Origin of the sequence: Leeuwenhoekiella sp. H156 (assembly GCF_052218455.1) — a bacterium.
In the GTDB taxonomy this organism is placed as follows: domain Bacteria; phylum Bacteroidota; class Bacteroidia; order Flavobacteriales; family Flavobacteriaceae; genus Leeuwenhoekiella; species Leeuwenhoekiella parthenopeia.
Genome location: NZ_CP197499.1, coordinates 3181980 through 3203926 on the forward strand (window position 1 = coordinate 3181980; position 21947 = coordinate 3203926).

The window sequence follows — 21947 nt, forward strand, 5'->3', positions numbered from 1 at the left end:
TTGTTATATTTAATGATTTTAAGTGATTTATGTCAGGAAATAGTCTTATTCAAATTAATAGACGATGGGTTGATGAAGAATTAATTTCTCATCTAACGGAAAAGATAGGTGATAAGGTTAATATGCGGGTTTATACTATAATGCCTTCATCTACTCAGTTGGATTATCTTTCTTTAAGTAATTTTCTCTCTCAAATTATTCCATATTATGTTTATAGCATTAAAGAAATTGAAAAAGATATATCCCGACAACAAAAGCGTAATGAAGTTGCTATACGAAAGGCAAATCCAAATATTGAGGAAGCAGATATTTTGAATTTAGTTGCTGAGGAAAGTGAACGAGTTGAAAGAGATACTTGGAGTCAAATCTTTAATCGAAGCCGTATTTTTTTTCGTAAAAAAGGAGAGAGTTATATAGGCGGAAAATATGGCGAACTCTTACTTTTTGCCTTGGTAGAAAGTGTTCTTGGTTGTAAAATGATTGCACATAAAATAAAACATTTAACAAATGTAAATGATGAAGTTAAAGGAAGTGATGGTGTTTTTTTAGGTGATTACAATAATGAAAAAGCTATTTTATTCGGTGAATCTAAAATAATGCAAAGCCTATCAGGGGCTATAGTAGATGCTTTGGGATCAATAAATAGATATCATAATGATCGAGAAAGTGCTCATAACCGGAATCATGAACTTTTAATTGCTCGGGACAATATCGATATATATGATATAGAAGGAGTTGATATTGATGAATTATACGATCGGTTAGATCCAGAAACTGAGGCTTATAAATCTCAGATCCTAGTACATCCTATCATTTTAATGTATGAGCGTGCTTTCATCCTGGATATTCAGAAGAAAGCTACCTCAAGGGATGACTTTAAAGAATTGATTTCAAAAGAACTTTTAAACCGATTAAAACAAAAGAAAGAGGTCTTTGATCTTGTAACCAATCATATCAAAAATCAAAATTTAGAACACAGTTTTTTGGATTTTTTTCTTTTTCCTGTTGATGATGTATCAAAATTTAGGGCAGCTATGGATGATAAGCTCTTATAAGGATGGAAGGAGAAAAAAAATTACAAGACCAAGCCTTTAATCACACTTCCCTTCTTGAAGTTTTTTCTATTATAAATTTCAATTTTCTTCATAGCAATCATTTTTCTTATACTAGAAATAAAGAAAAAGAAATAGAATTTAAACTGTTGCGAAAAGCGGTATGGTTGTGTTCAATTTTAGCAAGTAGTGATATCGAAGATCATAGGATTAGAGCACAGCGATTTGCATCACTGCTATATCTCACCAATACTGAAAAGAAAGAGAATACTTATATTATTGGAGTATGTTATGTACTATTTTCAAGATTAGGTAATTTAACTGCTACTCGTTTCTTTAAGGAGTTAATTTCGAAAGGCTCCCCTTCAAAAAGTCCATTCCCATTTCTAGGTTATGATGGTCTTTTATCTCTTGAGTTAAGCTTGCAAAGACAACATAATACCATTAATACAGACGCAGGTGCTGTTCTACTTACTTCTTTCCAAAGGAAATTATGGAACGGTTTAAATGAAACTTCGAACTTAGCAGTCTCAGCACCAACTTCTTCGGGAAAGTCATTTATAATTAAACAATATCTAGCTGAAGTTTTTTTTATAAGAAGTAATTATAAGGCACTATTCGTTGTTCCCAGTAGGGCTTTAATAAATCAAGTGAGTGAAGAGTTTAGAGTTGAGCTTACATACTCCAACACTCTCATACGTACTGCTTATATCGAAGACAATGATGAAATATCTGAAAAAGAAGAAGACTTTTTAAAAGAAGTTTATCGAGAGCCCAAGCTTCTCTACATTCTTACACCTGAAAGGTGTATAAAATTGTTATCTGCGGATTTAGAATCTAAAATAAAACTTGATTTTATTTTTATTGATGAAATTCAAGGTGTAGAGGACGAGCAAGGTCGAGGAGCAACTTTTGAAAATGTTTTCGAAGATTTATCTATTCAATTCCCTAAAGCTCAATTAATAACTGCCGGGCCACATATATTAAATCCAGAAAAAACCTATAATGAGCTATTTCAAAGAGTGGCAAAATCAATTGTTACTCGATTATCACCGGTAATTCAATTCAAAAAAATTATAAGGTATAATGACTCTCAAAATATAGAAGTAGAAGTGAGAGATGGTATTAATAAACCTTTTTTCATAGAGGCCCAAACTAATTTTAATGCAGAATCCTTATTCAAAAATGGCACTAACGGCAACATACTTCAAAGATTAATAAATCTTATTGCATCAGAGAATTCTAATCTCATTTACAGTAATAGAGGGGATTATGCTGAGAAATGGGCACAAGAATATCAAGAGTCAATAGAGGAAATGGAAATTTCTGAGCGTGTTCAAGAACTAATAGAATTTCTTAAAGATGAGTTTCACGAAGATTACTTTTTAATTGAGTGTTTGGAAAAAGGAGTTGCCTTTCATCACGGAAAATTGCCTGATATTATTCGAAAGGAAGTAGAAGAGCTGTTTCAAGATAGGGAAATTAATAATCTATTTTGCACTTCTACTTTGATTGAGGGGGTAAACTTACCAGCCAATAATCTATTTATTATTGCCCCTCGAAAGAATCTAGATGATCTAACAGATTTTGAATTTGGAAACTTAATAGGTAGAGCAGGAAGATTAAGTGAATCTCTTTTTGGGACTATTTATTTTATTGAAAAACCAGATCATAAAGGCAAACTTCCTTCTGAATACTTTGACGCGGACTATGAAAAAGAAATAACAACCTATTCGACTAGGAATATTCCTCAATATAATTTTGCATATTTAGGTTTAAATATTAATGATATAGAGGTTCTAAATGAGGATGATAAAATAGATAAAAATGCCACTTATCAGCAAAAGCAGCTTACTCTATTTATTAGAAACCGATATATAAAAAATCCACAAAACATTGCTTATTATCTTTACGGGAAAGGAGTTCCTGAATTATTAATTCAAGATCATGTTCAAATGCTTAAGCAAACTTTGAATAGTCTTGAAGTCCCTAGAAAGATAATTATTGAAAATCAATCCATAGATCCTATTCTTCAAAATGATCTTTATTTAAAAGTGAAAAATGGTGATATTTCAAATTGGGTCATCACTCCAAATCCAATTTTAGAGAAAAGAAGACGACGAGAGGATGTAGAAGGCAAACCAAATAGTGACCGACCTTTCTTTTGGCAGTTACTTACAATATTTCAGGGTTTGGAAAACATTTTTAATTTAAGCCAAGAGGCATTTGAGCGATACAGTATAATCAATATGAACCCCACTGTTTTAGCAATTCACGCTACTACTTGGCTGCAAGGTCTCAGTTATAAGCAACTTATTGATAATGATATTAAATTTTATTCAACTGATAGTCGAGTATTGCCTGAAGAACGATTAGATCCTAATGATAAGTATCAGGTTAATAAGTTAATTAATAAAATTATTAAAGTAAATTCTTCTGTAGTTACATACTTACTCGTAAAATACACTAAGCTTTTAGTAGACGTTTTGGATTCGATTCTAACAGAAGAAGAAAAGGAAGAATATAAAATTACCATGGGGCTTCCTACAGCTTTAGAATTAGGGACTCGGGACAAAGATGTTAGAAATTTAATTTCTGGAGGAATCTCTCGATCAGTTGCTATAAGTGTTTCAAAAAGATACAAACAACTTACAACGCCTGAGTATAGAGCAGCTCATACAATAACTTATTGGTTGAGCACAAAGAATACGATAAATGGTTTAAAACCTATTTATAACAGGTATCTAAAAAGGTTAAAACTATTAAAAGAGGATAGTAAATAATGACAAGACTGATACGTATAAAATATGGGAGTTGCCAAGTCACATAAATTCATACATTTAAGTTAACAAACAAAGCTCTAAGAAATATAGATAATCTATTACCCAAATTGAAAGTACCATTTTTAGTAGCGTAGCGAATATAAAATGAGTAGCAAGAGGGTAACACGCTGCGCGATGTTATAGAGATATAACTCATTTTATTTCAGTGTTTTAAGCATCTGTTTTTTGATGGGTTTTGAACAGTTTGCGACAAATGTGCTTTTAATCCCTATAAACAGGCTGATTTTTGCGACAAATCCTATTTAGATAGGGGTAAAGAAGGATAATTCAGGTAGTCCTCACCACATTCCCCTGCACGAGGTTTCGGGGAAAGAGGTTCGTCCAAAAGGTCTTGAACACAGGCCAAAAATGTCAATTTTATAGTATTAAATCTTGTTAGCCATTTTTGACCTGAGTTCGCTGAGCATCCTAACCTGGAATGGACAATCTTTTACTTTCGTGATTTATTTTCTTTTTAATACACTTCCCACAGCATACCTTTTAGGATAGCAAAAGTACAGGATTCTAAATTAGTCGGGCGCATAAAACGGTCGGCTCTACCTTCCTATTTATAGCCCTCTTCTAATTTAAAATCCCGAAGGTGACAACTATCAAAAAAGGTATTGCGACGGCTCTGGAGGAAGTAAATGAAACACCAAAATTCCGTATGCGTTTTGATCTACAATGCTATTTCAGTTGAGCAAAAAAGGATTTGCTCAAGATGAAATAAGTAAATGGTTTAGTGATCGGTATGCGTTGATGATTCTTCACTTAACAACTCCATTGTTTCATCTATAAACTGCATTTCGGAAAATGGAAGCAGTTTAATAGCAATCCCTATAACATCAGCTACATTGTATTCGATTTCCGTTGGATTGGTTTCAGGAACGGCGTGCATACCTTCCAAAGCCTTTTTAGAAGTTTTAAGTAGGTCGGCAATCCGATGCATGAGTTCCGAGTAATTAGAAGCCAGGCCACAGGTGTAGTTTATGTTCCGGGTATCATTAATCAATTCAATATGTCTCCTTTTAAGCTCCAGGAGCTGATCTAAAAGTTTCTTGGTTTCCATAGTTCTTGATTTTAATGTTGCAGCTTCAGAAATAGTCTTTTGTAGTCTGCTGATTTAAGATTTTGTTGATTTTATCAATAAACTCCGCTTCTTCTAGAGGAAGAAGGTCGAGGGCGTGCTTCAGAATTTCTGAAATACTGCGTTCGGGTTCTTTTATAGGCCGATCACCTCCGCGTTCGATACCATTTAGAGCCATTACGCTCACTTTAATGAGGTCTTCTATCAAGAACATCAGATGCAGATGATTCTGAACCGGGAAGCAAATTTGTTGATGATCTCTAAAGTGGGGGTGAGGTCTCAGCTTTCTCAGGTGGTCTTCACCTACCTGTTTAAGGCGTTTAAGCATTTTCTTCTTTTTCATCAGCATTCGATTTAAGTAGTTTCTTGAGTTTTTCAGGAAAGTGACTCCCTTCCGTATCTTCTTCGAGAATAGCCAGGATTTGTTGGTATTTAAACATATCATCGTTTGGCATCATTTCTATAGCCATTTCTAATACCGTTTTTACACAGGTGTCAAGGTCCTGATGACTGAGTGTTTTAGAATGAAAACTTCCCTGACCATCCAGAGCAAGAACGCAGACTTCAAGTAATGCAGTTGCTTTCGAGAGGTAATCGGTATGATCGTCAAAAGGAATCGTCGCAGTCCTGAACGTATACCGGGCATTTTGCTCCTTCTTTAAACCGTAATGGGAATTGGCTATTTTGCTCAAACATTTAAGTTTTAGTTTATTGATTTTATTGGTTTTCATCATCACTTGTTTTTAGGTGGTGCAGTTTTTTCAGTTCCTCAAGCTTTTAATTGGCCTCTCTACGAGCGGCCTGAATAAATTTATAAGTCAGGTGTTCCGCTTTAAGGGAGTCTGATTCAGAAGGATCTTCGGGTATCTTTTCGTTTAGGTTAAAGTGGGCGTGACAAAGACGGGAATACATCAATTGAGATCGAAAGGATTTTTTAGGGTAGATGATCTTTGGAACTTCTGAAAACTGCTCACAGAGGTGCAGGAGATAGGGAAGGGAATAATAGGAGGGCTGATATTCCCAGAAAACATAGATCAATCCCAGACAGGCTTGTTGAATGGCCTGTTGTAACAGCAGGTATCTTCCCTGATTGCTCGGGTTTTCTTCGCAGATTGTAGATTTTTCCTCAAAGTACAGTGCGTGTTCCAGCCTTTTATCCCAATGCATTTTGATTTCGCGAAACACATCGGGATGGCATAGGTAAGAGCCGGGTAGTTCAATCCGGTTGTCTTCGGTATATAGCAAAGTACCTTCCCTGAGTACCCGGTTTAAGAAATTGCAGCCGTAGTTGATTTTATTGTTGGCTTCCTTGAGGGTGTAATGAATGGAATAGAGGGTAATCTGTTCCTGAGTCTTATTGAATACCTCATTCATAAATATTTTGGGATCAGAAACCTGATCTTTACTTATGATTAGCATTGTAAACACGTAATGGGAACGCGGTTTTCTGATTTTGGATAATCTAGTGGCAGACTCGTGAGTTGTTGTAACCTGGAGTTGCCTGATCAGATAAACCGTATGCACTTTGCATAAGCTGCGGATGACCGCTATTACTTTATGGATTTCAGGGCTGGTGCTGGCTGGTGTTTTCATGGGCTGGCGATTAAAGGATTAACTAAACTCCGGCTGAATTTCATTTACTAAAACTTTTAAAAGAAAAGCCTTACTTTTGATTAACTCTGAGTGTTTCAGGTTTCTGTTATCCTTTAAAAGTATAGCGGAGATGACGCGTACCCTACTAACGCGGCTTGTGAAATACCTGTATAAACTTGTATTTTACCAGCACCAAAAGGCAGAACTTAAGTGTACTAACAAAAAATAAAGCAGATGACTACCACCAAACCCAATCATATAGGCCGTAAAATTGCCCGCATTAGAGAACTGCGCGGAATGAAGCAGGAAACCCTTGCCGAAGAACTAGGCATTAGCCAACAAAGTGTGTCTACTCTTGAAAAAAGTGAAACGGTGGATGATGAAAAACTGGAACGGGTGGCGCAGGTTTTGGGAGTTACTAAAGAGGGAATAGAGAATTTTTCTGAAGAAGCTGTATTTAATATTATTGGTAATACATTTCACGATCAATCTGCATCCCTAAACTATAATTGTACTTTCAATCCATTAGATAAATTGATTGAAGCTTACGAGGATAACAAGAAATTATACGAGCGTTTGGTTCAGGCAGAAAAGGATAAAGTGAGCTATTTGGAAAGATTAAAAAAGCCAATGTGAGTAATTTTTAACTCAGGATAATTTTTATAAAATTAGCTTTAAGCAGTATTTAAAAAGAATAGAAATTCATGGATAAAAAAACATCATTAGGTGTAAAAATACACGATGTCCATCATGGACTAGTTCAAAGTACGGGGGCTATAATTGAAACTGAGTTTGATTTATTAAAAGGCTTAGGATCAGCAATACAAATAGCAACAACTATAAAAGATCATGAAACGATCAAGGATTTAAAGCCATTTTATGCTGCTTCAGGTGAGCTAAAAATTTCAAAGCCGCTAGCAAAGGAGGCATTAACGCATTTAGAGGCTCTCGGCTTTGTACGACTCCAGTATCACACTGGTAAAAGTGAAATAAAAAGGATAGATGTAGTTGTACCAGATTTGCAAAAAACATATAGCGGAGTAGGTGATTATTTCATATCGGAAAACACCAGTGATTTAGCTCAGAAAACACTTGCGATTTTAGAAAAGCTTAGTGCTTTTCCACACAAGGAAAAAGAAGTTATAAGTGGGCTTGATTTAGATATTAATTCTTATGATCAAATAAAAGACGTTTGTAAAGGTGCTTCCTTATTGGATACTTATACATCTCCAGCAGATTCTGAAAGTATCATTTACAGCCCAGTTTATTGGGACGACAATCCTGATAAGATTTTTGAACTGCTAAAGAATCACAATTCAGAGGATTTTATGAAATCAATTGATAGAATTAAATCTTATCAAGGTTTACCTGATGGTCGTTTCAATGAAGATAAGGTATTACACGATGCAATTGAGCTTGGTTGCGTACCTACATTATCAGTAAACTCGACTTCTGGACTCAAAAAGTTTTTATTTACTCCAAGAAAAGGAGTTGGGAAATTGGAAAAAAATTTATTGCATAAAGCAAGGGTTTTAATTTCTTGTGTAAGGTACGGTGAGAATTTTGCTGGTATTACTAAAATTTTTGCTCCTGATAGATTAATAAATGCTCTTGTTAATAGGGGATTTATCAAAGGGCATTCCGAAAGCTTAATGCAATATGAGCCAGCAAGGAACTTAGGTTTAGTCAAAATTATACCTTCAGGTTCTAAATATGAAGTTCATTTTATCGATAATGATGAAAATAAACTAGTTGTATACATGGCATTAGAAATGCTTGAAATAGGAGATACTTCCAAATTTGAGGATTCGGAGGAAATAGCAAAAAAAATATTGATACCGGGCAATATTCTTCATCCTACTCAGACTCGAACTCATTTCTTAAGAGAAAATCAATATGAAAAGTCGCATTCAACGATTAATAGAATTAATGATTTACTGAGAGGTATAGAATAATGAGTAAAACAATACTAAATAAAGATCTGGACTTAAAACTTCTGTGTAAAATCTTATTCGAAAGTATGGGATTTTCTACTCATTTTGAAGTCGCATTAAGAACTAAAAGTTATATCAAAACATTTCAGACTCACGATATATCGGATATTGATGTTTTTGGATATCGCTTTAATAGTGACTTGTCTTTTTTTACTATAGGATCTGAGTGTAAGAGTGGAGATACAGGCGCCTTGGAAGAACTTTTTAAATTTGTCGGAATTGTTGATTATTATAATTTAGATAGAGGCTATTTAATAAAAAGTCGCATACATCAAAATGCGCGAGAAGTAGCTTTAAAAAATAAAATTAGATGTATTACCGAATCGGAAATACGTCAAATACTTCTTGGACAGGATTTTGATATTGATAGGCAATTAAGGGTTGAAAACGCAAAATATCTTAAGTACATTAATGCTTTAAAGGATTTCAAAAAAGCGGATGAAAAGCTCGTCGAGTATATTTCTCTAGATTATTGGAATCGAGAAGACTGGAAAAATATTCATAATCTTCTACATATTTTAAATTTTCCTAAGCAATCAGAACTTTTTGATAAAAAGGCAATTACAGTAAATGAAAAAATTATCTTCTATAGAGTTGCTGAATTATTTTCAATAGCAGTTTTAAAAATAATCAGCGATGCCATGATGTTAAATTTTTCGGATATAAGTAAGTCTATTACAAATATGCTTTATGGTGGTGCTGAATCCTTAAATGAAAAAAGAAAAATACATGATTTAGTTAGTCAGGCTACTAAATCAGATGCTGAATTTGAGCCAAATTGGCAGGGGGAGTTTCTTAATATGAGTTTTAGATTCTCTCAACACACATACGCCTCTGCGCAAATACCAGCGTTGCTACAATTAATTTTAAGTGAATGCTTTTACTCGAATAAGGTAAAAATTGAGACTAAGCATGTTGAAAAATTCCCAGATTTAACAAGAAAGTACACTCAAGATATTATGCAGTTTTTGGCTAATAATAGTAACCTTAATCCAGAAATATTTAAAGATTTTATGATAATTTAAGTCAAACAACAAGAAGATTCGGATCAATTAATTTCGATGGTTTTTGACTAATATGGTTTTACCGAGTAAAAAAGCCTTAGACGATATAGATTCAAGTTATTAAATTGGTATCTAGTCATATAGAGCACAGCTTTAGGTTAAATTAATTCCGTTCTGACACATTAAAGATATATAGGGCAATCCCTCTAAAATGTACAAAACCCAACCTTTTTTACCTCCGTTAAACCGGCTAAGGCGCTTCAAGGGTATATTGATTCGTATTACTTTCACTGTAGTGAGGATGTAAACGGGCAGGTGCGCTTTACCTATTATCCCCACATCAAACATGCGGTTACCATTTATAAAAATTCTCTTGCAAAAACAGAAGGAGATAGGACTGTGGTACATCCGGATAAAGCCAAAGGTTCTGTATTGTATTCTACCCTTCGAAAGCGGCCGCATCAGGTGGAGCTTAACGGTCCGTTTCAAAAAACAGGCATTATTTTTAAACCCTACGGCATAAGCCGCTTTGTCGAAAAACCTGTTAGCTTATTTAATCACTCGGAGATCTCCGCGTTTAATGAATGGAATCCCGCTTTGGATACGCTTCGGGATGAAATCTGGAATGCCCCTACCTTCGTGGAGAAAACACAGTTGTTAGATGCATTTTTAAAAAACCAATTAAAATCGGAAACTAATGAGCACTTTCGTCAATGTTTAGAAGAAGTCTTACAAGTTGAACAGTCAATTGCTACAAAAGCGATTTTAAAGATTTACTATCCCAACCGTAAGGCCCTGTACCGCGTATTTAAACAGGAATTAAATTGCAGTCCGCGTACATTTTTAAAAACCCTGAAGTTTAGAAAATCACTGGAGCGGTATCTCGAGGCTAATTCCATTAGTTTAACCCAGGCAGCAGTAGCCCATTTTTACGACCAGTCTGATTTTATTAAAAACGTAAAACAGATTACGCACTCCACTCCTATAAAATTCACCAGACAAGTATCTGATTTAGATAATGCTATTTTCTGGAATCTGGAGTAGCTGTCCCACTTATACAATTTTAAGAGCTTCCTGAAAATTACTTTTGTGAACTAAAGTAATTGCTATGAGAGCACTATTCCTGATTTTGATTTTCTTCAGTTCGTTTAATCTGTGCAGTCAAACCTATGATGCCTATGTAATCGATGCAACAGCCTTATACCAGGCCAAAGCTTATAAGGAGAGCGCTATCCTATGGGAGAAGGCTTTTCAAATACATCCGGGTTTTGCTTCCGATTATTACAATGCGGCCTGTACGGCCGCTTTGGCAGGCCAAACGAAAACAGCATTTGACTATTTAGAACAAGCGATAAGTCACGGCTGGGAAGATATAGACTGGCTGCAGCAATATCCAGATTTGACGGCCTTAAAAGAATCTGGAAACTGGTCTGTTTTTAAAAATGCTATTCCGGCATTGAAAACAGACTATTTGAGTTCGTTGAATCTGGAGCTTAAAAAACAACTTGAAGACTTGCGGATGCAGGATCAAACCATTCGTTTGCTATTACCCGATGCGGAAACGCGTTTTGGTCGCGAGTCTAAAGCGTACAACTGGTTTCGGAATGAATTAATGCCCCGTAACGATAGTATCGTTCTAGATCAAGTCATCATTCTGATTGAAAAACAAGGATGGCCGGGTATTCAAGAGGTAGGGGAGTTGGCCAACCAGACTTTATGGTTGGTAATTCAGCACGCACCTCTGGATATTCAAAAAAAGTACCTGCCGCTTTTGGAAATATCGGTAGCGAAAGGCAAGTCTAAAGCCCGGTATCTGGCTTTTTTACTGGATCGCATTCTGATGCGGGAAGACCAAAAACAAATTTACGGTACCCAATCCCTGTGGGATACTACTAAAAAGCAAAATGTCATTTGGCCCATACTCAACCCTGAAAACGTAAACCAAAGACGAAAAGCAGTAGGCTTAGAATCCATAGAAGCGTATGCGCAAGCTAATGGGTTCTTGTATATTCAGGAATAGCTAGTTAAAGGACTATAATCTCTGGCTTAGGAAATTTTGGAGATGGGGGACTTGTTGAGTTATCTGCCTTCAATGGGCGATTAAAAAAATGTGCTATTTATTGTTAATGAAATCTTAATTTTCTGCTTTTCAAAACCCGTTTTCATACACTCTTCATACTCTATCCTAGGCTTTGCTATGCCTTTGCCTGGGAGTTGCCCTGCCTGAGGTGTGATTTTGACCCGTCCTAAATTAGCTATACAGATTAGTAAATAAATCCTGTTATAGCTATACAAGGCTGTCCTCAACAAATTTACTTTTCCCAAATAATAATAAATTAAACTCAAATTCTAGGCTTAAATAGCAGTATGAGCCGATTAGAAGTGCTAATCGGCTCATATTTTCACTATATTTGAGCTAATTAAATAGTTTAATCGGCTCATCATGTATAATTGGCAACACGAAGACTGGCCTAATTTTAAGTATACAACAACTGAAATAGAAAAGAAGCTCTTTGAATTCAGCCAAAGGGCTGGTCGCGTTAATGGTATATTGGAAGGACTTTCAGATACGATGCAAATGGAAGCTATCTTATCGCTAATGGTTGCTGAGGCTGTTAAAACATCAGAAATTGAGGGAGAATACCTGAGCAGGGAAGATGTGATGTCTTCTATACGAAACAATATGGGGTATGGTACACCCAAAACGGTCAAAGACCCAATGGCACGAGGTGTAGGGGATTTAATGGTGCGGGTTAGGCAAAATTTTGCAGAACCTTTAACAGACCTGGCATTATTCGAATGGCACAGAACGCTATTAGCGAGTGCTAAACGCATTAATACCGGGCAATGGCGTAAGCACTCCGAACCGATGCAGATCGTATCCGGGAGCTGGGGCAGGGAGAAGATCCATTTTGAAGCTCCGCCTTCCCATTTGCTTCCGAATGAAATGCAAGCTTTTATAAAATGGTTCAATGAATCTCATCCAGAAGGAGCCAACCCTATTAAAAAGCCACTTATCCGTTCAGCGATTGCACATCTGTATTTTGAGAGCATTCATCCTTTTGAAGATGGTAATGGAAGGATAGGAAGAGCGCTTTCTGAAAAGGCGCTATCTCAAGACTTAAACCGGCCAATTCTGCTGAGTCTTTCAAAAGCAATAGAGCACGATAAACAAGCCTATTATAAGGCTTTAAAAAAAGCCCAGCAGTCCAATGAAATTACCGATTGGATTATCTATTTTGTCAATACTGTTTTAGAAGCTCAATCTCAAGCGGAAGAGCTTGTTGCTTTTACTTTGAGAAAAGCTCGTTTTTTTGATCGTAATAGAAATTCCCTTAATGAACGTCAGTTAAAGGTCGTTAATCGTATGCTTGATGAAGAACCGGAAGGGTTTGAAGGGGGAATGACTGCAAAAAAGTATATAGCACTCACCAAAACATCAAAAGCCACAGCAACACGTGACCTTCAGGATTTAGCAGCAAAAAAAGTATTCATACCTATAGGGGAGGGTCGTAGTACACGTTATGAAATCAACTTTGAAGATTGAATCCTTTTTAAAGGAGCTTTTGACTTCGACCCTACTCTTATTAAGGGCTTTAGATTATTTTTTATACTTTTATAATATCAAATACGATCAAATCAGATCATTTTGAATGTTCTTTAAAGTATAGTGAATTATTCGGTGAATAGACCCAATAATTTAGCTGTTAGATACAGGAAATATAGGGGGTAAGGAGGTTTTCAAATTACCTGCCACCCCGACTAAATAGATATTTAACAGTATATGTTTAATATCTAATTAAATGAAAACCAGTAAAATACATTTTTACTGGTTTTTTTTGTGCCCATTTGTAGGCATATAGTTTGGTGTCCTATTTGGTGTCCTATTTTTTTAGGAAACTAATTTCTATATTTAAGGCACATAACCGGTACTGACTTTTGGACGGTTTGGCTTTCGTTTAACGGATTTTCCAATTTTAAACGAAGGTTATGATTACTTCACACACATTTAATGTCCATTTTTGGATCAAAAAAAGCGCTATTAGGAAAGATCAAACATTTCCTGTTTATGCTCGAATTTCCTTGGATAGCACTAGAGTAGATCTAAGCACTAAACACTCCGCACTAGAACAGGATTGGTGCGAGAAATCAAAGAGAGTATTTAAGCGCAGAACTAATGCAAAATTAATTAACGATGAATTAGATGAAATAGCTTCTAATCTAAAAGTAGCTTATCGTGAACTGAAGGCGGAGGGACTTCCTATCACTGCTAAGGCTATTAAATTACGTTATACGGGAAAAGATAGACCGGTACTTAAATTAAATGATTTAATTCAATATCATCGAGCTAATGATTTGAAAAAATTAGCACCAGGAACTGCCAAGAACTATACTGCGACAGAAAAGTACATTTTAAGATTTGTAAATAAGGAATACAGAGCTAACGATATTTATTTGAATCAAATAGATTATTCTTTTATTGTCAAGTTTGAAGATTACCTGAGAGGTTGTAAGACCCTTAGGAAATCTCAGCCGTTAAATAATAATGGTATAATGAAACATATGGAGCGCTTAAAGAAGTTTACCACTTTAGCGTTGAAACATCGATGGATAAAGTTTAATCCTTTTGAACTTTACCAACTAAAATATGACGATTTTGACTGTCCGTTTTTAGAAGAGCGGGAGCTTCAAATCCTTCGTACAAAAGCTATTTCAAACAATTCAATGCGTTTGGTAAGGGATTTATTTGTTTTTGCCTGCTATACTGGCCTGAGCTATGTTGATGTAAAGAATCTCAAAAAGAAAGATGTGATTACGGGCATAGATGGGCAAAAATGGATAATGCTGCGAAGACAAAAATCAAAAACCCCAGTAAAATTACCCTTACTAGACGAAGCGAAAAGTATTCTTAATTACTATGATCAAACGCTTGAAGTACTCAATGGCAACAATCTCCTTCAGGTGTATAGCGATCAAAAGGTAAATCAATATCTTAAAAGGATTGCTAAGCTTTGTAAGATTGAAAAAAACCTCACTTTCCATGTAGCCCGTCATACTTTCGCAACAACAGTTACTCTGCTAAATGATGTGCCAATTGAAACGGTATCCAAAATGTTGGGGCATACCAAACTTTCCACAACTCAAAAGTATGCCCGAGTAGTAGAGCAGAAAATCAGCAATGATATGTATGAGCTACAGTGTAAACTAAGGAAGAATAGAAAATCACAATCATCTTCATATCGTTTGGAAATAAATATCTAAAAGCACGAGGTATGTGTCTATAATTTATCTAGCATTAACTATCCCTGATTAATTATTAAGTGTTTATTAATAGAACCTATAAATAGAAGTTGCTCGGTATAAGAAAGGGTTCATCCAGTTCTTTTTAAGAACTGGATTATCAATTTAAATGGTTGTTTCGATAGTTGCTCATGACATTGAGGTTTGGCATTTATGTTCCTTTTCTGGAAAGAGCTTCATTTGAATTAATTGTTTTTAACTCTAAATGCTATTAAGCCTTTTTCCAAAAATGAGTGTCAAATACAAATCAGGCTTGTTTTTGAGTTCTTCTCGCAGGCGGGTGTATGCAATGCGCAATTGAGCTTCTATAGTTTTGGTTGAGATATGGAGCTGTTTCGCGATTTCTTTATGAGAGTAACCCTGTTTTTTATGCATTATAAAAATTTCCCTGCATCGTGGGGGTAGTGAATCCACCGCTTTAGAGATGAGCAGAAGTTTATGTTCAAGCGAATCTTCGGGTTCCTCTGAAAGACTAATCAGCGTTTCATTTTTAAGCTGATCAAGATATGTTTCCTGTTTTTTCTTCTTTCGGTAAGTGTCTATAAACAAATTATAGGCAGCACTATAGATGTAACTTTTAACCGAAGTGTCTAAATCAAGTTGGTCTTTTTTTTCCCAGAGTTTAATAAACGTATTTTGAGCAATATCTTCTGCATCAGCTGCTTTACCTACATACTGCATTAAGTAGGCTACCAATGGCTGATATAAAGTTTCAAAAATCAGGGCAAAGGAATGCTCATCACCTTTTTTAAGTAATTCATTCAATGCCTCGTTATTCATAGGGATTATGCATTATGAAGTAAAGGTTAAAAAAAAATCAATTTTTTTTTAAGGGTTATGCGGTTTTTTTTCGTCACTAGGGTGATTTATGATTGTAAAGCATGGAAAACGTTGACGATTTAATACAAAAATTTCAGAATCATTGCATAAGTGATGAGGAGCTTCAGGAGCTTGAGGGTTGGGTTAAAAGCAGTAAACGCAATGCCTATTATTTTAAAAATGCGGTAGAACAGGATTATCTTTTAACTCTTCAAAGCCGAAGGAATGAAAAGCGGCCAAATACTGATATTCTTTTTAAATCTGTATCCAAAAGAAGAGTTTCATTTCCAACTTGGTACAGATATGCTGCTGTACTGATTTTAGGGTTGCTTAGTAGTGCCTTAAGTTATTTCTACTTCATAAATGGGGGAGAAGAGGTTTATAATCCCGGACAGATAACCCTAACCTATGAAAACGGAGAGACCATCACACTTGATGAGGATGGTCAGATTACACTAACAGACGCGGCAGGTAATGCGTTGGGAGTTCAAAAGAAAGGAGTACTTGATTTCACTCCTTCGAGCTCAAAGGCAACAACTTACAATACACTTAGAGTGCCTCCTGGAAAGCGTCTGAATCTGTTGCTTGCAGATGGTAGTAGGGTTTATCTCAATTCAGAGAGTACATTGCGTTTTCCGGCTCATTTTTCGGAGACTGGAACCAGAGACGTTTACCTCACCGGAGAAGGCTTTTTTGAAGTTGCCAAAGATGCGCATCATCCTTTTCGGGTTCATGCCGAAAAGCTACGGGTTGAAGTTTTAGGAACGCGTTTTAACGTAAATGCTTATGACAGAGTACACGAGATTACGACCACCCTTGCTGAGGGCTCGGTAAAGCTGGTTGATGGTGCTTTGCAAGCAACTTTGGTTCCCGGAGAAGCAGGTGTCTGGAAATATTCTTCTGATCAAATAGCAGTAAGCAAAGTGCAGGTCGCAAATAATATTGCTTGGATTGAAAACAGACTGCTGTTTATTGATGAACCTTTTGAAACCATCGTCGAGAAAATAGAGCGCAGTTATGGAGTGAAAATCATAAATAAGAATCCGGCGCTCAGAGAAACCCGCTTTAATGGGGATTTTGATCTGAATACAGAGAGCGTTAAAGATGTACTAGATGCGTTCGCAACGATAGACTTTTTTGAATATTCATACGAAAACAACATAATAACAATTAACTAATCGCCAATGAATTAAAATTCTAACTCATTAAAAAGAGGATGCGTCAACATCCTCTCTAATTCACAATTAATTATTTCCTACAACAATTAACAGTTTTCAAAATTATGAAAATAAAGCATTTAAAGATGAAGGCTTCGGTCATTTTAACCTTGTTTTGTGCCTTGCAGATGTTTGCACTTAAAGGGAGTGCCCAGAAATTCAGTATTGACCTGGAAGGCGTAAAAGTCACTACAGTTATTGAACAAATCAAAAAGCAAAGCGACTACAAATTTTTCTATCGTGAAGATTTACTTCAGGACAATTGGAAAGTTACGGTACAAACTAACAGCGCAGCTATTGAAGATGTTCTTCAAAAGATTTTCAGTGATCTACCGGTAGACTATATCATTAAAAAAAAGCAGATTATTCTTAAGGCTAAACCTTCACCAGCGAGTAAAGAACAGCCAGCAGAAAATACTGGACTTTTAGATCAAAAAGAGATTTATGGTAATGTAAGTGATCCTGTTGGTTACTCGCTAATGGGAGTAACCGTATGGCGTAAAGGTTCGCGAACAGGAGCTGTGACCGATGATGATGGTAATTACCGTATAGCTGCGGCTTCAGGTGATACTCTGGTATTTAGTTTTCTAGGATTTAAACAACAAGAAAAGCTGGTAGGAGAGGAGAAAATGATAAATGTAGTGATGCAGGAAGATGTAAACAGTCTGGATGAGGTAACTGTATTATCTACCGGTTACCAAAACATTCGGAAAGAGCGTTCTACCGGTTCCTTTTCGGTTATTAAGGCAGAAGAATTGGAGAAAGTTCCTGTAAATAACGTAATGCACCAGCTAGAAGGCCGGGTTGCAGGCTTGCAAGTAGACATCCTGGAGTCTGATAATACTTTTGTATACAGCAATCTTTTGGGGGAAACCGAAGGGAATACCAGCTACAACTTTAGAATTCGTGGGCAGTCTACTTATCAGGCTAATGACAATCCGCTGTTAGTAATTGACGGTGTGCCTTCAGAATTAGATATCAAAAACCTGAATTCAAATGACATTGAGAAAATCACCTTTTTAAAAGATGCTGCTTCAGCCTCTATTTATGGAGCCCGTGCTGCAAACGGTGTTATTGTTATTGATACTAAAAAAGGGAAAAGAGGGGCTACCCGTATCAACTTTAGCCAAAACTATACCTTTTCAAGCAAGCCTTCTTTAGCAAGTCTCCCGCTTATGAACTCGGCCCAGGTTCTTGACCTGGAGCAGGAGCTGGTAGATAAAGGTATTATTTATGATCCATCTACGACAGGCAGTTTGTTTAGTTCGGTGCCCGTGAGTACCGGAGTTGAACTAATGTTGCAAAACCAGCGAGGGACGCTTAGTGATGCAGAGCTTGAGTCCCAGCTGGCTGTATTGCGCGGTCGTAACAATTACAATCAGATTGAAGATTACCTGCTACAGGCAGCTTCGTCTACTACCTATAACCTCTCATTAAGCGGAGGTGCAGATAAATACACCTATTTCACTTCGGCTTCTTATGCTAAAGAAGAAACACAGAGCAAGGGTGTAGATGGTAAGCGTTTAACCTTAACTGCTAATCAAAATTTTGAATTGTTTGATTTCGCGCAGGTTTCAACCAGTCTTAAAGGCTCATTTTTTGACTTTGATCAGAATGGTCTGGGGACGAGCCCACTTTCGGCATCGCTTAACACTTTTTTACCCTATAATCAAATTGTTGATGAAGAGGGTAACTCAGTAGATTATTACCGAACTTTTTACGGTGCAGATATACAAAATTTTGAGGAGGCGGGTTATTTGCCTTGGAGTTACAATTATCTGGATGAATTAGCCAACTCTGATAAGAATATCAAGGAACAGAATTATTCTGCTAACATCAGCATAACCTTGCCTCTTCTAAATGGATTATCAGCTCAGGGCAGTTACTTTATCGAACGGTCTGTTAAAAATAATAATAACATTTACAATGAGAATACATATTATACACGAGATAAAATCAATCAGGCCACATATCTGGACCCAAATACCGGGCAGCTTACTCGTGGTATCCCTTTAGGCTCTATTTTTCAGAAGAATCAATATATCGCAGGTAGCCAAACCATGCGTGGTCAGCTTAATTATAATAATTCATTTGATCGTCACGCCATAGACGCTATTGCAGGTATTGAACTGCGCGAAATACGTACAGAAGTAAATGGCGGTACCCTTTTTGGATATAATGAAAGTACCCAGCGTTCGATTGATTTACCCTCTACAACTTATACAAGTGTGTATGGATATAATTCTAATATTAGTTATAATCAGACAGCAACAGATCAAAAACGTCGCTTTTTATCTTATTATGCAAATGCAGCCTACACCTTTGATGCTAAGTATGTAATATCGGGAAGTGTACGTTTAGATGATTACAATAATTTTGGTGTAGATAAAAGCTACAGACGTACGCCATTGTGGTCCACTGGTTTAAAATGGAACATGAGTCGTGAAGATTTTTTAAAGGATGTTGAAACGATTAATAACCTGAGTTTTAGAGCTACTTATGGTTTTAACGGAAACATTAGTCTTACCACATACCCATTTACCAATATCTCCATTGCTGATGTTGATTATGATTTATCGCAGCAACCTTATGCTTTCGTCACTGCTCCTGCAAACCCAGCTTTGCGCTGGGAAAAGACGGGCGTGCTAAATTTTGGACTTGATTTTAACCTGTTTGATAACAGACTGGGGGGTAGTGTTGAATATTACGTTAAGAATAGTGACGACCTCATTCAGGATTTTCCGGTATCAGAATTTTACGGCCTGCCTAACAATACGCTTACCCGTAACACGGCAACATTGCGGGGCGAAGGAGTTGATATTAATCTCAATGGCGAATGGATACGAACTACCAATTTCAGCATCAATTCAAACTTCATTTTATCGTACAATAAAAATGAAGTCACAGATTCACGTTACGAAAATTATTCTACGTACCTCAATGGTACCGGGAGTACTCCACCAATAGTAGGCTACCCGCTTAACAGCATTTTCGCCTTCAGATCAGCCGGTCTGGATGAGAATGGTGCTACTCTTGTATATGACCGCAATGAAGAAGTCGTTAATGCCTTCACCCCTTTAACTGAAATTGAGGATATGCAATATATGGGTACGAGTACTCCTAAATACTATGGAAGCTTTGCAACAACATTCACATATAATAAGCTGTCCCTTTATGCATTGGCAACCTATAAGCTTGATTATGTGTTGTTCAAACCCGGTTTTGGAAGCTATGTGTCTAGATATGGTACCTTTAACGGCTATAACTTGCACACAGATATTGCACATCGCTGGCGCGAAGCGGGTGATGAGGCAACAACCAATGTACCTGGAGTACAAGGTCTGGGAGGCTATAGCCTTAACCGCTATTTATACAGTAATGACCGTGTGATAGATGGCGATCATATACGTCTGCGTGAAATCTCACTGAGTTATGATTTTTCTGATCTGGTAGCCAATACTTTCCTGCGCAACGCTTCTTTATCGCTTACTGCCCGTAACTTGGGCTTGATCTGGAGAGCAAATGATGATGATATAGATCCAGATTTCCTTCCTTACACCAGTGGTAACCTCATACGTATACCTCCTACGGCAATGTATTCAGTAGGTGTTAACCTTAACTTTTAATTCTATGATTATGCAAAGACACTCTTTATATATACTGTTCTTATTTATCACCCAAGCTTTTGTAAGCTGTGATGATTACGTTGATATCAAGACAGAAGGTCGCCTTTACCCCGAGGAGACCGAAAATTACCGGTATCTTTTAAATCAAACTTCAATCTATGATGTGTCCTACAGTCTGGTAGATGTCGCTTCTGATGATATCGCGATGACTGAAGAGTATGCAGCGTATTTTGAAAATAACTACGGTACATCCGCTTTTTACAGACCATTTAAAGAGACCTATAAATGGTCAGACTCCATTTATTATGCTGGCGAAAGAGATAGCAATTTAGAAGTTATGTATTCTGGACTCTACAGCGCCAATGTTGTGATTACAGAAGTCTTGGAAAGCAATAATGGTACTGAAGCTGAAAAAGTATCTCTACAGGCTGAAGCTTTAGTACATAGAGCTTATATCTTTCTTAATTTGGTGAATATTTTTGGAAAAGCCTATGATGAAGGAACGTCTGCAACAGATTTAGGGATCCCTATTTTTACAGAACCCACGGTGACTGAAGACATTACAAGGGCTACTGTTGAGGAAGTCTATGACCAGATTATTAGTGACCTGCAAACAGCTATAGAAGGAGGCCTGCCCGCAACCCGCACAGGGACAGAAGTAGGTTTCCCATCCTTGGCTAGTGCTCATGCTATACTGGCGAGAACCTATCTCTACATGGGGCGTTACGAAGACGCACAGGCAGAAGCCGAAAGTGCTTTGAACTTACAAAGCACGCTCCTCAATATGGAGGATTATTTAAATACTCCAGATTTTGGTTGGCCAAAACGTATCAGTAATCCGGAATTAATATTGTCTAAAAAAGCCCTTAATTCCTATGGCTACGCACCCCTTTTGCTAACCTTAAACGATGAACTTCTGGATACGTTTGAGAAAAACGATTTGCGTTACAAATTCTATACCCGTCCACTAAGCGCTTTGACCTTTAATGCGGTTAGTGATGGCCGAGGTTATTGTGTTGCCCGTCTTACAGGGGAGTCACGAAATGGAGGGCCTACCGTCGGGGAGATGTTACTAATAAAAGCAGAAGGAGAAGCAAGGTCAGGTAACGCTGAGGAAGCTATGGCTAGCATCAACACCTTGCGGAAGGCACGCTTTACGGCTGAAGATTACGAGCCGCTTACCGCCGCAAACGCAGATGAAGCTTTGGAGAAAGTACTGGAAGAACGTCGCAGAGAACTTATGGCCAGAGGCGGTTTTCGTTGGTTTGACCTTAAGCGTCTCAATAAAGAAACACGCTTTGCAAAAACAATTACACACCCTTATTTAGATAAGGTTTATACCCTTGAGCCGGGAGACAACCGTTATCAATTTCCATTTGCTTCTGGTTTATTTCAATATGCCCCTAATTTGGAGCAAAACCCATAAAATCGA

At 36.8% G+C, this 21947-nt stretch carries 17 protein-coding genes and 1 pseudogene; 13 read left to right on the forward strand and 5 right to left on the reverse strand.

Translation table 11 applies throughout. The features are described from left to right. Window positions 1-29: 29 nt before the first annotated feature. Window positions 30-1055, forward strand: a complete 1026-nt coding sequence (locus ACSSS3_RS13630) for a HamA C-terminal domain-containing protein (protein ID WP_442845086.1) — start codon at window positions 30-32, stop codon at window positions 1053-1055. 2 nt (window positions 1056-1057) lie between these two features. Further along, complete coding sequence (locus ACSSS3_RS13635) at window positions 1058-3835, forward strand: DEAD/DEAH box helicase (protein ID WP_442845087.1); 2778 nt, start codon at window positions 1058-1060, stop codon at window positions 3833-3835. A gap of 778 nt (window positions 3836-4613) precedes the next feature. On the opposite strand, the gene ACSSS3_RS13640 is transcribed toward ACSSS3_RS13635, so the two are convergent. The 4 genes from ACSSS3_RS13640 to ACSSS3_RS13655 all read right to left on the reverse strand — a co-directional run bounded on the left by ACSSS3_RS13640 (window position 4614) and on the right by ACSSS3_RS13655 (window position 6554). Continuing rightward, window positions 4614-4943 (reverse strand): hypothetical protein, encoded by a 330-nt coding sequence (locus tag ACSSS3_RS13640; protein WP_442845088.1) that lies wholly within the window; start codon window positions 4941-4943, stop codon window positions 4614-4616. Between the two features lie 25 nt (window positions 4944-4968). Next, window positions 4969-5304 carry a hypothetical protein gene (locus ACSSS3_RS13645; RefSeq protein WP_442845089.1) on the reverse strand — a complete coding sequence of 112 codons (336 nt, stop codon included), beginning with the start codon at window positions 5302-5304 and terminating at the stop codon, window positions 4969-4971. Next, window positions 5282-5653: a hypothetical protein gene (locus ACSSS3_RS13650; protein WP_442845090.1), complete on the reverse strand. Its 372-nt coding sequence runs from the start codon at window positions 5651-5653 to the stop codon at window positions 5282-5284. Before ACSSS3_RS13650 ends, ACSSS3_RS13645 begins: the two co-directional genes overlap by 23 nt. Window positions 5654-5738: 85 nt before the next feature. Beyond that, window positions 5739-6554, reverse strand: coding sequence for a hypothetical protein (locus ACSSS3_RS13655; RefSeq protein WP_442845091.1), 816 nt, complete (start codon window positions 6552-6554; stop codon window positions 5739-5741). A 234-nt stretch (window positions 6555-6788) separates the two neighbouring features. Between ACSSS3_RS13655 and ACSSS3_RS13660 the strand changes: the two genes are divergently transcribed. The 8 genes and pseudogenes from ACSSS3_RS13660 to ACSSS3_RS13695 all read left to right on the forward strand — a co-directional run bounded on the left by ACSSS3_RS13660 (window position 6789) and on the right by ACSSS3_RS13695 (window position 14814). Next, a complete protein-coding gene (locus tag ACSSS3_RS13660) occupies window positions 6789-7190 on the forward strand; it encodes a helix-turn-helix domain-containing protein (RefSeq protein ID WP_442845092.1) in 402 nt (133 codons plus the stop codon). Between the two features lie 68 nt (window positions 7191-7258). Further along, window positions 7259-8509, forward strand: a complete 1251-nt coding sequence (locus ACSSS3_RS13665; protein WP_442845093.1) for a hypothetical protein — start codon at window positions 7259-7261, stop codon at window positions 8507-8509. Window positions 8510-8574: 65 nt separating this feature from the next. Continuing rightward, window positions 8575-9573, forward strand: coding sequence for a hypothetical protein (locus ACSSS3_RS13670; RefSeq protein WP_442845094.1), 999 nt, complete (start codon window positions 8575-8577; stop codon window positions 9571-9573). 231 nt (window positions 9574-9804) lie between these two features. Next, a pseudogene (locus tag ACSSS3_RS13675) lies at window positions 9805-10110 on the forward strand (hypothetical protein); the annotation flags it as partial. Between the two features lie 81 nt (window positions 10111-10191). Then, on the forward strand, window positions 10192-10596 hold the full coding sequence (locus ACSSS3_RS13680) for a helix-turn-helix domain-containing protein (protein ID WP_442847428.1): 405 nt from the start codon (window positions 10192-10194) through the stop codon (window positions 10594-10596). Window positions 10597-10660: 64 nt separating this feature from the next. Next, complete coding sequence (locus ACSSS3_RS13685; RefSeq protein ID WP_442845095.1) at window positions 10661-11572, forward strand: TPR end-of-group domain-containing protein; 912 nt, start codon at window positions 10661-10663, stop codon at window positions 11570-11572. Between the two features lie 423 nt (window positions 11573-11995). Continuing rightward, window positions 11996-13099 (forward strand): Fic family protein, encoded by a 1104-nt coding sequence (locus ACSSS3_RS13690; RefSeq protein WP_442845096.1) that lies wholly within the window; start codon window positions 11996-11998, stop codon window positions 13097-13099. A gap of 443 nt (window positions 13100-13542) precedes the next feature. Further along, a complete protein-coding gene (locus tag ACSSS3_RS13695) occupies window positions 13543-14814 on the forward strand; it encodes a site-specific integrase (RefSeq protein WP_442845097.1) in 1272 nt (423 codons plus the stop codon). A 240-nt stretch (window positions 14815-15054) separates the two neighbouring features. Here ACSSS3_RS13695 and ACSSS3_RS13700 read toward each other — a convergent pair whose 3' ends face one another. Then, a complete protein-coding gene (locus tag ACSSS3_RS13700) occupies window positions 15055-15633 on the reverse strand; it encodes an RNA polymerase sigma factor (RefSeq protein WP_442845098.1) in 579 nt (192 codons plus the stop codon). Window positions 15634-15734: 101 nt separating this feature from the next. Between ACSSS3_RS13700 and ACSSS3_RS13705 the strand changes: the two genes are divergently transcribed. From ACSSS3_RS13705 to ACSSS3_RS13715, 3 genes are all read left to right on the forward strand, one after another. Beyond that, window positions 15735-16850 carry a FecR family protein gene (locus ACSSS3_RS13705; RefSeq protein WP_442845099.1) on the forward strand — a complete coding sequence of 372 codons (1116 nt, stop codon included), beginning with the start codon at window positions 15735-15737 and terminating at the stop codon, window positions 16848-16850. A gap of 104 nt (window positions 16851-16954) precedes the next feature. Further along, window positions 16955-20515, forward strand: a complete 3561-nt coding sequence (locus tag ACSSS3_RS13710; protein ID WP_442845100.1) for a SusC/RagA family TonB-linked outer membrane protein — start codon at window positions 16955-16957, stop codon at window positions 20513-20515. Between the two features lie 10 nt (window positions 20516-20525). Further along, entirely contained in the window at window positions 20526-21941 is a 1416-nt protein-coding gene (locus tag ACSSS3_RS13715; RefSeq protein WP_442845101.1) for a RagB/SusD family nutrient uptake outer membrane protein, read from the forward strand. Window positions 21942-21947 lie beyond the last annotated feature (6 nt).

Coding starts and splice junctions, on each gene's coding strand:
- ACSSS3_RS13710 (WP_442845100.1), top strand. CDS start 16,955: ATGAAAATAAAGCATTTAAAGATGAAGGCTTCGGTCATTTTAACCTTG.
- ACSSS3_RS13695 (WP_442845097.1), top strand. CDS start 13,543: ATGATTACTTCACACACATTTAATGTCCATTTTTGGATCAAAAAAAGC.
- ACSSS3_RS13655 (WP_442845091.1), bottom strand. CDS start 6,554: ATGAAAACACCAGCCAGCACCAGCCCTGAAATCCATAAAGTAATAGCG.
- ACSSS3_RS13685 (WP_442845095.1), top strand. CDS start 10,661: ATGAGAGCACTATTCCTGATTTTGATTTTCTTCAGTTCGTTTAATCTG.
- ACSSS3_RS13665 (WP_442845093.1), top strand. CDS start 7,259: ATGGATAAAAAAACATCATTAGGTGTAAAAATACACGATGTCCATCAT.
- ACSSS3_RS13670 (WP_442845094.1), top strand. CDS start 8,575: ATGGGATTTTCTACTCATTTTGAAGTCGCATTAAGAACTAAAAGTTAT.
- ACSSS3_RS13640 (WP_442845088.1), bottom strand. CDS start 4,943: ATGGAAACCAAGAAACTTTTAGATCAGCTCCTGGAGCTTAAAAGGAGA.
- ACSSS3_RS13660 (WP_442845092.1), top strand. CDS start 6,789: ATGACTACCACCAAACCCAATCATATAGGCCGTAAAATTGCCCGCATT.
- ACSSS3_RS13645 (WP_442845089.1), bottom strand. CDS start 5,304: ATGAAAAAGAAGAAAATGCTTAAACGCCTTAAACAGGTAGGTGAAGAC.
- ACSSS3_RS13635 (WP_442845087.1), top strand. CDS start 1,058: ATGGAAGGAGAAAAAAAATTACAAGACCAAGCCTTTAATCACACTTCC.
- ACSSS3_RS13715 (WP_442845101.1), top strand. CDS start 20,526: ATGCAAAGACACTCTTTATATATACTGTTCTTATTTATCACCCAAGCT.
- ACSSS3_RS13705 (WP_442845099.1), top strand. CDS start 15,735: ATGGAAAACGTTGACGATTTAATACAAAAATTTCAGAATCATTGCATA.
- ACSSS3_RS13700 (WP_442845098.1), bottom strand. CDS start 15,633: ATGAATAACGAGGCATTGAATGAATTACTTAAAAAAGGTGATGAGCAT.
- ACSSS3_RS13630 (WP_442845086.1), top strand. CDS start 30: ATGTCAGGAAATAGTCTTATTCAAATTAATAGACGATGGGTTGATGAA.
- ACSSS3_RS13690 (WP_442845096.1), top strand. CDS start 11,996: ATGTATAATTGGCAACACGAAGACTGGCCTAATTTTAAGTATACAACA.